General features: G+C 73.0%; 8 protein-coding genes. 5 read left to right on the plus strand and 3 right to left on the minus strand.

The features are described 5' to 3' along the window. Nucleotides 1–10 precede the first annotated feature (10 nt). Both DCW30_RS31805 and DCW30_RS31810 read left to right on the plus strand, forming a co-directional pair. On the plus strand, nt 11–733 hold the full coding sequence (locus tag DCW30_RS31805) for a DUF6578 domain-containing protein (RefSeq protein ID WP_076686632.1): 723 nt from the start codon (nt 11–13) through the stop codon (nt 731–733). A gap of 91 nt (nt 734–824) precedes the next feature. Next, nucleotides 825–4,163: an AfsR/SARP family transcriptional regulator gene (locus tag DCW30_RS31810; RefSeq protein ID WP_076689399.1), complete on the plus strand. Its 3,339-nt coding sequence runs from the start codon at nt 825–827 to the stop codon at nt 4,161–4,163. A 144-nt stretch (nt 4,164–4,307) separates the two neighbouring features. On the opposite strand, the gene DCW30_RS31815 is transcribed toward DCW30_RS31810, so the two are convergent. The 3 genes from DCW30_RS31815 to panB all read right to left on the minus strand — a co-directional run bounded on the left by DCW30_RS31815 (nt 4,308) and on the right by panB (nt 8,162). Beyond that, complete coding sequence (locus tag DCW30_RS31815) at nt 4,308–5,135, minus strand: ABC transporter permease (protein ID WP_062777041.1); 828 nt, start codon at nt 5,133–5,135, stop codon at nt 4,308–4,310. Next, complete coding sequence (locus DCW30_RS31820; RefSeq protein ID WP_076686633.1) at nt 5,132–6,151, minus strand: ATP-binding cassette domain-containing protein; 1,020 nt, start codon at nt 6,149–6,151, stop codon at nt 5,132–5,134. The genes DCW30_RS31815 and DCW30_RS31820 overlap by 4 nt, the downstream gene beginning before the upstream one ends. A 1,129-nt stretch (nt 6,152–7,280) precedes the next feature. Further along, complete coding sequence (panB, locus tag DCW30_RS31825) at nt 7,281–8,162, minus strand: 3-methyl-2-oxobutanoate hydroxymethyltransferase (protein ID WP_076686634.1); 882 nt, start codon at nt 8,160–8,162, stop codon at nt 7,281–7,283. Between the two features lie 340 nt (nt 8,163–8,502). On the opposite strand from panB, the gene DCW30_RS31830 reads away from it, so the two are divergent. From DCW30_RS31830 to DCW30_RS31840, 3 genes are all read left to right on the plus strand, one after another. Beyond that, complete coding sequence (locus DCW30_RS31830) at nt 8,503–10,098, plus strand: MFS transporter (RefSeq protein WP_076686635.1); 1,596 nt, start codon at nt 8,503–8,505, stop codon at nt 10,096–10,098. Between the two features lie 126 nt (nt 10,099–10,224). Continuing rightward, the gene (locus DCW30_RS31835) at nt 10,225–10,770 is read left to right on the plus strand and encodes a TetR/AcrR family transcriptional regulator (RefSeq protein ID WP_079107423.1); all 546 of its coding nucleotides are present in this window, start codon (nt 10,225–10,227) and stop codon (nt 10,768–10,770) included. A gap of 408 nt (nt 10,771–11,178) precedes the next feature. Next, nucleotides 11,179–12,210, plus strand: coding sequence for an endonuclease/exonuclease/phosphatase family protein (locus tag DCW30_RS31840; protein ID WP_076686636.1), 1,032 nt, complete (start codon nt 11,179–11,181; stop codon nt 12,208–12,210). Nucleotides 12,211–12,307: the final 97 nt, after the last annotated feature.

A 12,307-nucleotide genomic window follows, 5' to 3' on the forward strand; every position in this document is an offset into this window, starting at 1 on the left:
GCCTGGACCCATGACGCGGAGCACGGTGTGGAAGGTGCTGTACGAGGACTGGCAGATGGAGTGCTGCGGCACTCCGTTCGCGGTGGGCGACGAGGTGGCGTGGCCGCTGCGGCTCGACGAGGAGTGCCGCGACCCGGCCTGGGCGGCCGACCTCAGCGACCTCGAAGGGCCGGTGGAGGCGCTGGCCGGTATCGAGGGGGACCGGTCCGACGGAGAGGACTTCGAGGCCGACGGCGGGGGTGACATCGAGGCCGAGGACGGGGGTGACTTCGCGCACGATGCGGAGGACTTCGACGACGACGGGGAGGACTTCGAAGCCGAGGACGGGGGTGACGACGGGGGCGACTTCGAGGACGACGGGGAGGGCTTCGAGGACGGCGGAGAAGACTTCGAGGAGCCCTTCGAGCCCTCCGTCGTGCGGGACCGCGGCGTGACCGTCCCCTACGGCCGCCCCGAGCCGTGGCCCGAGCGGGCGCGGCTCACCGGGCTGCTCACCGTCGAGCGGCACGGCGACCGCCGGCCGGACACGGCCGGCCGGGTCCGCGCCATCCACGTCGTGACGCGACGGTTCGCCGAAACCTCCGCGGACGCGTACGAGGTGGTGCCCGGCGAGCGCGAGCTGCGCCCCGTCGAGCAGTGCCCCAAGTGGTTCCGGTGGGAGGATTCGGCCCACCCGGGGAGCCGCCGCGGGGAGACGGGCGTCCTGGTGGAGCTGGAGGTCGCGGAGGTGTAGAGGGCGAGGCGGCGGCAGGTACGGGGGAGGGCCGCGGGTGGGCGGACGGGTGCGTGACGGCGGCGCGGCGCGCGGAGGTGACAATGGGGCCGTGCGCTACCGGCTTCTCGGCTCCACCCAGGCCCTTGGCCCCGACGGTTCCCCCGTCGCGGTCGGCGGCCCCCGCCTGCGCGCCCTCCTGACGGTGCTCGCCCTGCGGGCGGGCCGCGCGGTGCCCGTCGCCGCCCTGGTCGACGAGGTCTGGGCCGCCGAGCCCCCCGCCGACGCGCCCGGCGCGCTGCAGGCGCTGGTCGGCAGGCTCCGCAGGGCGCTGGGCGCGGGCGTCATCGCCTCCGTGGACGGCGGGTACCGGCTCAGCGCGGACCCCGACGACGTGGACGTGTTCCGCTTCGAGCGGCTGGTGGGCGAGGGCGCGGGCGCGCTGGCCGACGGGGACGCGACGAAAGCGGCCGCGCTCCTGGACGACGCGCTCGCCCTGTGGGGCGGCGAACCCCTCGCCGATCTGCCCGACCGCACCGCGGAAGCCGCCCGCTGGAAGGCGCGGCGCCTCGACGCCCTGCGCACCCGGACCGCCGCCGCCCTCGCCCTGGGACGGGCGGAACAGGTGCTGCCCGAGCTGGGCGCGCTGTGCGACACCCATCCGCTCGACGAGCCGCTGCAGGCCCTGCGGCTGCGCGCGCTCAGGGACGCCGGACGCGCGGCGGAGGCACTGGCCGCGTACGACGGCGTGCGACGCCTCCTCGCGGACCGGCTCGGCACCGACCCGGGCCCCGAACTGCGCGCACTGCACGAGGAGTTGCTCCGCGGCCCCGGCCCGCCGCCGGACCGCGCACCCGAACCTCCCGGCACGGGACGGGACCCCCGGCGGCCCGGCACGGCCCGCGGCCCGCGGCGGCCCGGCAACCTCCGCGCCCGCCTGACCTCCTTCGTCGGACGCGAGGCCGACATCGACGCGCTGCGGGGCGACCTCGCGCGGGCCCGGCTCGTCACGCTCCTCGGCCCCGGCGGGGCCGGGAAGACGCGGCTCTCGCAGGAAGCGGCCGAAGTCGTCGCGGAGAACCTGCCGGACGGCGTGTGGCTGGCCGAACTCGCCCCCGTCGAGGACCCCGCCGACGTACCCGAGACCCTGCTCACCGCGCTCGGCGCCCGCGAGACCGTGCTGCGCGGCGCCGGCGCCGAGGAGATGCGGGCCCTTTCCGAGCGGCACGGCGAGGACCCCGTGGTCCGCCTCGTCGAGCACTGCGCGGGGCGCCGCATGCTGATCATCCTGGACAACTGCGAGCACGTCGTCGAAGCCGCCGCCCGCCTCGCCGACGAACTCCTCGCCCGCTGTCCCGACCTGCGGATCCTCGCCACCAGCCGCGAACCCCTCGGCGTCCCCGGCGAATCGCTGCGCCCCGTCGAGCCGCTGCCCGAGCCGGTCGCGCTGCGCCTGCTCGCCGAGCGCGGCGCCGCCGCCAGCCCCGGGTTCACCGTCGACGACGACCCGGAGGCCGCCGCCGAGATCTGCCGGCGCCTCGACGGCCTCCCGCTCGCCATCGAGCTGGCCGCCGCACGCCTGCGGCTGCTCACCCCCCGGCAGATCGCCGACCGCCTCGACGACCGCTTCCGGCTCCTGACCAGCGGCGCCCGCACGGTCCTGCCCCGCCAGCAGACCCTGCGGGCGGTCGTCGACTGGTCGTGGGGACTGCTCGACGCCGCCGAGCGGACCGTGCTGCGCCGCCTCTCCGTCTTCGCCGGCGGCTGCGACCTGCCGGCCGCCGAGGCGGTCTGCGCCACGGCCGACGGCGCCTACGACGTCGCCGACGTGCTCGGCTCCCTCGTCGACAGGTCCCTCGTCGTCGCCGCCCCCTCACCCCTGTCCGACGCCGGCATGCGCTACCGCCTCCTGGAGACCGTCGCCGAGTACGCCGGCGAGCGGCTCGACGAGGCCGGCGACCGGACCGGGGCCGAACGCGCCCACCTCACGCACTACCGCGAGGTGGCGAGGACCACCGACCCCGAACTGCGCGGGCACGGGCAGCACGCCGCCGTCGAACGCCTGGAGACCGAGTACGAGAACGTCCGCACCGCCCTGCGGCACGCCGTGGCCGCCGAGGACGAACAGGAGGCGCTCTGCCTCGTGCTCTCCCTCTCCTGGTACTGGCAGATCCGCGGCCTGCGCATGGAGACGCGCAACTGGTCCCGCGACGTCACCGCCCTCGGCCCCGACCCCTTCGCGCCGCCCCATGTCCCCGCGCCGCCCCTGTACGAGCCGTGCACGGCCGCCCCGCCGCCGATGCTCCCCGAAGTCCTGCGGGAGGCGCGCCGCGGGGCCCATCTGCTCCGGCTGTCCTGCATGGACCTGGACATGGACGACTGGCAGACGCCGGAGGCCGAGGAGAAACTGCGCGGCATCAGGACGGTGTACCGCCCCGGCCTGCCGCAGACCTGCCGCACACCGGGCAACCTCTGGTTCTTCGCGGTGCTCCTCGGCGGCGACCCGGACCTGCTGCGCGTCACCCTCGACGAGACCGTCGCCGCCTGCCGCGTCCTCGGCTACCGGTGGGAGCTGGCCGCCGCCCTGCAGACCCGCGCCAACCTCCTCGCCAACCGCGGTGACTGGGCGGGCGACGCCCGGCGCGACGCGGACGAGGCGCTGCGGGGCTTCGAGGAGCTGGGGGACATGTGGGGCATCGCCGAGGCGCTCTCGGCGCGCGGCGAATCGCACGAGCAGCGGGGAGAGTTCGCCCTGGCCGCCGCGGACTTCGAGGCCGCGGCCGAGTACTCCGCCCGGATCGGCGCCCAGGCGCAGGTCGCCGTCCTCAAGGCCCGCCTCGGCTCGGCCCTCATGGAGACGGAGGATTTCGCGCGCGGCGAGGCGATGCTGCGGGAGATCCTGGACAACAGCGGCCGGACGATCACCGGCGAGGCGCTCCCCGCGGCCAGGCTCTTCCTCATCAGCGGCCTCGGGAGGGCCCGCCGGATCGCCGAGGCGCGCGAACAGCTCGCGCTGCTGCGCGATGAGTTCAGCCTGATCGGCTACGGGGTCTTCGACAGCTTCGTCCTCGGCATCGAGTCCTGGATAGCCACCCTCGACGGCCGGCCCGCGCAGGGGCTCGCCATGGCGGCCGAGGCCCTCGCGGGCAGCCGCGAGTCGCTGGCCCGGATCATCGCCCCGCAGGGCGCCGCCGTCCACCTGTGGATCGCCGCGTTCGCCATGGCGAGCCTGGACGACGGCGCCCGGGCCGAGGACGCCGCGCGTCTCCTGGCGGCCGCCGCACGGGAGCTGCCGCCGGGACACTCCTCCAACGCCACCGAGCGGGACATCCGCGGTTCCGCGGAACGCCTCGCCCGCGCGGCACTGGGCACCGCGCGGTACGAGGCCGCGTACGCGGAGGGCGCCGGGCTGTCGGTGGAGGACGCCGTGGTCCTGTGCACCGGGCCGTAGACCTGCGCACAGGGGCTGGTCCGGCGCACAGGGGCCAACCCTGGGCGCCGGGGCTGACCCCGTGCGCAGCCGTCCATGCTCCGTGCACAGGACCAGGGCTCCGCACCGGGGCGCAGCCACGGGGGCGCGCGGTGCGTGCCGGGGTCAGCTCTTGGTGCGGAACTTGTGGATCGCGATCGGCGCCATCACCAGCGTGAGCACCACCGACCAGCCGACCGTCACCCACACGTCGTGCGCCACGGGGCCGCCGACCATCAGGCCGCGCGCGGAGTCCGCGAGCGAGGACAGCGGGTTGTAGTCCGTGAAGGCCTGGAGCCAGCCCGGCATGGACTGGGTCGGAGCGAAGATCGACGAGCCGAACTGCAGCGGCATCAGGACCAGGAAGCCCATCGCCTGCACCGACTGGGCGCTCTTCATGGTGACGCCGAGGACCAGGAAGATCCACATGATCGACGAGCCGAAGAGCGCCGACAGGGCCACGGCGGCGATCAGACCGCCCCAGTTCGTGATGTCGAAGCCGACCAGGACACCGACGATCATCATGATCGTCGTCGCGATGAGCATCCGCATCAGCTCGACCACGATCTTGGCGAAGAGGACCGAGCCCTGGCCGATCGGCAGGGTGCGGAAGCGGTCCATGATGCCGGTCTGGAAGTCCTGGTTGAACCCCGTGCCGACCGCCATCGCGATGTTCATGCTCATCATCGCCATCATGCCCGGCACCACGTACTGCACGTACTGGTCCTGACCGCCGCCGAGCGCCTGCCCGATGGAGCCGCCGAAGACGTACACGAACAGGAGCGTGAAGACGATCGGCATCAGGACCGCGTCGAACATCGACTCCGGGTCCTGGCGGATCCAGAGCAGGTTGCGGCGGACCAGCGCGCTGGTGTGGCGGACATGGCCGCGCAGGCCGATACGGGCGTCCGCGTCCCCCTTGGCGAGGGGCGGCGTGAGAGTGGTGGTGCTCATACGGCGACCTCCTCCAGTTCGGGACGGACTTCCTGCGGTGCGCTGGCCTTCTGGCCGGTGATGGAGAGGAACACCTCGTCCAGGCTGGGCAGTTCGGTGCCTATCGAGCCGATCGTGATGCCGCGCGCGGTGACCGCGCCGACCACCGCGGTCAGCTGCTCGTCGCTGAGGATCGGCACCAGGACCGTGCCGGTCTCGGTGTCCACCGTGGACGTGGCAATGCCGGTCAGGCCCAGGTCGTCCAGGGCGTCCGCCAGCGGGCTGAGCTCCAGCGGGTCGGCCGGGCGGATCCGCAGCGTCCGGCCGCCGACCTTGGCCTTGAGCTCCTCGATGCCGCCCTTGGCGATGACCTTGCCGCGGTCGATGACCGTCAGCTCGGAGGCCAGCTGCTCGGCCTCCTCCATGTACTGCGTGGTGAGCAGCACGGTCACGCCGTCGCCGACCATGCGCTTGACCTCGGCCCACACCTCGTTGCGCGTGCGGGGGTCGAGGCCGGTCGTCGGCTCGTCCAGATAGAGCACGGCCGGGCTGCCGATCATCGAGGCGGCCAGGTCGAGGCGGCGGCGCATACCGCCGGAGTACGTGCTCGCGGGGCGCTTGGCCGCCTCGGTCAGGGAGAACCTTTCGAGCAGGCCGTCGGCCCGCGCCCTGGCCTCCTTGCGGGACAGGTCGAGCAGGCGCCCGATCATGTACAGGTTCTCGCGGCCGGAGAGCTTCTCGTCCACCGCCGCGTACTGCCCGGTGAGGCCGATCGCGCGGCGGAGCTGGCGGGGCTGCCTCACCACGTCGTAACCGGCGACGACGGCCGTGCCGGCGTCCGGTTTCACCAGGGTGGACAGGCAGCGTACGAGGGTGGTCTTGCCGGCGCCGTTCGGACCGAGCACGCCGAGGACGGTGCCCTCGCGTACGTCGACGTCCACGCCGTCCAGTGCCTTGGTCTCGCCGTAGTGCTTGACCAGTCCCCTTACGGTGACCGCGCTCCCTGCGCTGCCGGGGTTCTTGTCGATTCGTGTCATGTCGCACAAGATGCCATGCGGCACCGACAATTGGCCGACATCCCACCGACAGGCCGGCGTCCCGCCCCGGGCGGGGCCGTGCCTCGGGTGGATTCCGCCTCGGCAGGGACCTGGCCTCCTTGCGGCGGGGCCGTTCCTCGGTGGGGCCTCGGAGCTGGCCGTGCGCTGTTGTGCGGCGGGTTCCTGTGTCGCCCGGTGGCTGTTTCCCGCCCCGCGGCTTCGCCGAGTGCCGTCCGTCCGTCTGCTTGTTTCGCGGCGGCTGCCCTTGGTCCCGCCGCTTCGCGCCGGGTGTCTCCCCGAGGCCCGCCCGTGCCGTGCCTGGACGGCTGTTCGCTGTTCCGCCGCTTCGCGTCGGGTGTCTCCCGCTCGCCGCGGCTGCTCGTGTGCTGCCGCTGGTCCGTGGCGATGCGTCGGGTGTTTCCCGCCCGCCCGCCCGTTTCTCGGCGGCTGTTCCCTGGCCCGTCGCTTCGCGTCGGGTGTCTCCCGCCTGCCCGTTTGTCGGCGGCTGCCCCCTGGCCCGTCGCTTCGCGCCGGATGTCTCCCGCCCACCCGCCCGTATCTCGGCGGCCGTTCCCTGTTCCGCCGCTTCGCGTCGGCGGTCTCCCGCTCGCCGCGGCTGCTCGTGTGCTGCCGCTGGTCCGTGGCGATGCGTCGGGTGTTTCCCGCCCGCCCGCCCGTTTCTCGGCGGCTGTTCCCTGGCCCGTCGCTTCGCGGCGGGTGTCTCCGTTCGCCCGTCCGCTGTCTCCCGTTCCGTCCCTACCCAGCCGTTCCGCTGCGGAGTATCGGGCGGGTGGGTGGGAGAGGATCCGCCGCGGAGCGGCGGGACAGGAGAGGCCCCCGAGGGCTATCGGGGCAGGGCGAGCACCCCGAGGGACGTCGCGGGCAGCCCGCCGACGGGGGAAATCGGCGGGCTGCCATGGTGCCGCGATGGTTCACACGGCGGCGGCGTAACCCGGGGCAAGGCTGCCGCCAGGCCAGGCCGGCGCGATCTGACCCCAGGCAAGGCCCCTGCCAGCGCCAGGCCGACGGGCCCCGGGCAAGGCCATCGCCGAGGCCCCGGCGGAACCCCACGCGAGGCCCCGGCGGGACCCAGGCCAGGCTGCCGGCACCGGCAGGTCGACGTGGAGGCCTAGTGGACCGCGTGTTCCGCCGCCGGGAACGCCCCGCCCACGACATCCTCCGCGAACGCCTTCGCCGCCCCGGCCATGACGTTCCGCAGCTCCGCGTACTGCTTCACGAAGCGCGGCATCCTGCCGCCGGTCAGGCCCATCATGTCCGTCCAGACCAGGACCTGCGCGTCGCACTCGGAGCCCGCGCCGATCCCGACGGTCGGGATGTGCAGGGAGCGGGTGACCTCGGCGGCGAGCTCCGCGGGGACCAGCTCCAGGACGACCGCGAACGCGCCCGCGTCCTGCGCCGCCTTGGCGTCCCGCAGCAACCGGTGCGCCGCCTCGTCGCCGCGGCCCTGCACCCGGTAGCCCATGGTGTTCACGGACTGCGGGGTCAGGCCGAGGTGCGACATGACGGGGATGCCGGACTGGACGAGGAGTTCGGTCTGGGCGAGGGAACGCTCGCCGCCCTCCAGCTTCACCGCCCCGACGCCCGCCCCCTTCACCAGCCGGGTCGCCGAGCGCAGCGCCTGGACCGCGCCCTCCTGGTACGAGCCGAACGGCAGGTCGCCGACGATCAGGGCACGGCTCGTGCCCCGTACGACGGCCGCCGACAGCATGGTCATCTCGTCGAGGGTGACGGGCACGGTCGTCTCGTACCCGAGGTGGCAGTTGCCCGCCGAGTCGCCGACGAGCATGACGGGGATGCCCGCCTCGTCGAAGACGGACGCGGTCATCGCGTCGTAGGCGGTGAGCATGGGCCACTTCTCGCCGCGCTCCTTGGCGGCGGTGATGTCGCGCACAGTGATGCGCCGGGTGCCCTTGCCGCCGTACAGCGCCTTGCTGCTGTCGGGGTTCCGCGGGGCGTCGGCGCTCGTCTGGGCAGCCGAAAGCTGCGTCATCGCAACGGCTCCTTCATGTCATCTCGAGGCGCCCTGACGGCGTCCCCGGACCACTTCCATGGTGGCACCAGCAACCACCCCGGGGCTAGTGCGTCCGACATCCCGTGCGAACCGTCCGACGGAACGACGTCGTCCGCAGCCGTCCGACGCAAACCGTCCGACGGAACGACGCCGTCCGCAGCCGTCCGACGCAAACCGTCCACCCGAAAGCCGTGCGGCGGCAAACGTCCCGCACCCCACACCTACCTGGGCAGACCACCGGGTAAAGGCCACCGGACCACTGAGTAAAGTCGTTCCAATACGAGACGGTCTCGTATCGAAATAGGGTTACGCTCGCCACATGTCAACCTCAGCCCTGCCCACCCCACCCCGCATCCCCGAAGCCGTGCACCGGCGCCGCTGGGCGATCCTCGGGGTGCTCATGCTCAGCCTGCTGATCGTGGTGCTCGACAACTCGATCCTGAACGTCGCCATCAAGACGATCTCCACCCCCGAGCCGACCGGACTCGGCGCCACCCAGAGCGAGCTGGAGTGGGCGATCAACTCCTACACGCTCGTCTTCGCGGGGCTGCTCTTCACGGCGGGCCTGCTCGGCGACCGCCTCGGCAGGAAGAAGGTCCTGCTCGCCGGGCTCGTCGTCTTCGGCATCGGCTCCGCGCTCGCCGCGCAGTCCGGTTCGCCCGTGGAGCTCATCGCCTTCCGCGCGGTGATGGGCCTGGGCGCCGCCTTCGTGATGCCGGCGACGCTCGCCGTCCTGATGCACGTCTTCGAACGCGAGGAGCAGCCCAAGGCCATCGGCATCTGGGCCGGCGGCGTCGGCCTCGCCATCGCCATCGGCCCGATCACCGGCGGTGTGCTGCTCGACCACTTCTGGTGGGGCTCGGTCTTCCTGATCAACGTGCCGATCGTGGTCGTCGCCGTCGCGCTGATGATCTGGCTCGTGCCCGACTCGCGGGACCCGAAGCCGGGCCGGATCGACCTCGTGGGCGTCGTGCTCTCCGTGGTCGGCCTCGTCCTGCTGGTGTACGGCATCATCAAGGGCGGCCAGCTCGCCGACTTCACCGACCCCGCCGTCCTCGGCACCGCCCTCGGCGGCCTCGCCGTCCTCGTCGCCTTCGTGTTCTACGAGAAGCGCAGCGACCACCCGTCCGTCGACGTCACGTACTTCAAGAACAAGGTCTTCTCGGCGGCGATCAGCGCCATCGCGCTCGTCTTCTTCGCGCTGATGGGCGTCACCTTCTTCGCGGTCTTCTACACCCAGAGCGTGCGCGGCTACTCGCCGCTCCAGACCGGTCTGCTGATGCTGCCGCTCGCCGTCGCCCAGCTCATCTTCGCGCCGCGCGCGCGGCTCGTCGTCGACCGCTTCGGCGTCCGCGCGGTCTGCACCGGCGGGCTGCTCCTGGTGATGGCCACCCTCGCGTTCTTCACGATCCTGGACGCCGATACGCCGATCTGGATCCTCGAGGTCATCTTCTTCCTGATGGGCACGGGCATGGCGCACATCATGACGCCGACCAGTGTCGTGATCATGCAGGCCCTGCCGCGCGAGAAGGCGGGCTCCGCCTCCGCGCTCAGCAACACCTTCCGGCAGGTCGGCGGCGCCCTCGGCATCGCGGTCCTCGGCTCGGTGCTCTCCACCGCGTACCGCAAGGGCGTCGAGGACGAGCTGACCCTGCTGCCCGAGGGGGCCCGGCACACCGCGGGCGAGTCCATCGAGGCGACCCTCGGCGTCGCGGCGAAGCTCGGGCCCCGGGGCGAGCACCTGGTGACCGCGGCCAACGACTCGTTCCTGCACGCCATGCACGTGACGGCGCTGTGGGGCGCGGGTGTCGCCGTGATCGGCGCCGTGGTCGTCTTCCTCTTCCTGCCGGGCCGCGTGCCGCAGGAGCCGGAGCCGCGGGAGAAGGAGGCGGAGCCCGTGGGCGCCGGACACTGAGAGAATCAGCCCGGCCGCAGTGCCGGGAGAGACGGAGACGACGTGGTCCACATCGCCAAGGGCGCACATCCCGCGGAAGGGGCCCCGGTGCCCAAGGGGGGCCCCGGGCGCCCCAGGAGCGAGGCCGTGCAGCAGGCGATCATCGAGGGAGTCCTGCGGCTCGTGGACGAGGGCGTTCCGCTCACCGAGCTGTCCATCGAGCGGATCGCCCGCACCGCCGGGGTCGGCAAGGCGACCATCTACCGGCGCTGGGACGGCCGCGAGGCCCTCTTCGTGGACGTCCTGCGCGCCTTCGAGGAGCCCGACCAGGAGCTGCCCGGCGTCTCGATGCGGGACGACCTCGTCTGCCTCCTGGAGGGGCTGCGCCGCCGCGGCCTGACCATGCGCTCCTCGGCCCTGCTGCACAACGTCTTCGCGCAGATGAAGGCGCTCCCCAAGCTCTGGGAGGCGTACCACACCACCGTCATCGACCCCCGCCGCCGCCTCACCCTGGACGTGCTGCGGCGGGGCGCGGCCAACGGTGAGCTGCGCACGGACGTCGACCTGGAGATGGCGAACGACCTGCTCGTGGGCCCCATGCTGCTGCGCACGGTCATGCGGCCCGAGGCGCCGCTCGACGACGATCTCGCCGAGCGCATCGTGGACACCGTCCTGGAAGGACTGCGTCCCTGAACCGGGGAGGGCTGAGTCCCTGAACCGGGAGGACTGCTTCCCCGGATCCGGGAGGACTGCGCCCCCGAACCCGGGGAGGGCTGCTTCCCTGGATCCGGGAGGGCTGCGCCCCCGAGCCCGGGGAGGGCCGCGTCCCGCGATCCGGGAGAGCCGCCCCCGAACCCGGGGAGAGCTGCGCCCCCAAAACCCGGAAGGGCCGGGCCCCTGCGTCAGGGGAGAGCGTGCGGCGAGTGTGCGCGTTTCGTCACAGGAGGCGGTCCCGCGTACGGTTCAGGAACCTCGCGCGTCGCCCCGCTCGTCCTTGTGCCAGTAGGGCCGTCGCGGACGGCAGGAACGGCGCCGATCATCGCCTAGGGTTTCCCGGGGCGGGAGTGACGGTGTGCACGGCAGTCAGTGAGGCGACTAGGCATGGCGCAGCAGGCGTATGTGACGGAGACGGACAGCGGCGGCCCGGCGCCCGAGCGCCCGGGTTCCCGGCTGCGGCGCGCGCTCGACGGCTGGCGCGGTGACCCGGGCATCTGGCGGCGAGGCCTGGTCACGGCGGGCGCCGCGGTCCTCATCGCCCTGGTGATGCTGTTCCACGCGCAGATCCCCAACGACGTGGGGAACCTCGGCAGCCTGACCGAGACGTTCCTGCCGTGGCTCGGCGTCTTCGTGCCGGTGCTGCTCGTGGTCGCCGTGGTCCGCAAGTCGGCGACCGCGCTGATCGCCCTGCTGCTGCCGACCATCATCTGGTTCAACTCCTTCGGCGGCCTGATCAGCGACAAGTCCGGCGCCGGCGGCGACCTCACCGTGGCCACGCACAACGTGAACGCGGACAATCCCGACCCGACGGGCACCGCCCAGGACGTCGCCTCGTCCGGCGCCGACGTGATCGCGCTGGAGGAGCTCACCCCGGCCGCCGTCCCCACGTACGAGAAGGCTCTCGCGGGGCAGTACAAGTACCACTCGGTGAAGGGCACGGTCGGCCTGTGGAGCAAGTATCCGCTGACCGACAGCAGGCCCGTGGACATCAAGCTGGGCTGGGTGCGCGCGATGCGCGCGACGGTCGACACCCCCAAGGGCGAGGTCGGGGTGTACGTCGCCCACCTGCCCTCGGTGCGCGTGAAGCTCGACGCGGGCTTCACCGCCAACCAGCGTGACGAGAGCGCCGACGCGCTCGGCGAGGCCATCGCCGACGAGCCGCTCGACAAGGTCGTCCTGCTCGGCGACCTGAACGGCACGATGAACGACCGCGCCCTGAACGCCGTCACCTCCCAGATGCGCTCCACGCAGGGCGCGGCGGGCGACGGCTTCGGCTTCAGCTGGCCCGCGTCGTTCCCGATGGCGCGCATCGACCAGATCATGGTCAAGGGCGTCGAGCCGGTCTCCTCCTGGTCGCTGCCGGAGACGGGCAGCGACCATCTGCCGATCGCGGCGCGCGTCGACCTCTCCTCGTAGACCGGGCTCTCCGACGTAGACGCGGGCTCTCGTCGCAGACGCGACCTCTCCTCGTGAGCGAGGGCCGGTCCAGGGGGAGGCGGTGTCGGCCGACGAC

The sequence above is a fragment of the Streptomyces alfalfae genome (genome assembly GCF_004127445.1).
Taxonomy (GTDB): Bacteria; Actinomycetota; Actinomycetes; order Streptomycetales; family Streptomycetaceae; genus Streptomyces; species Streptomyces alfalfae.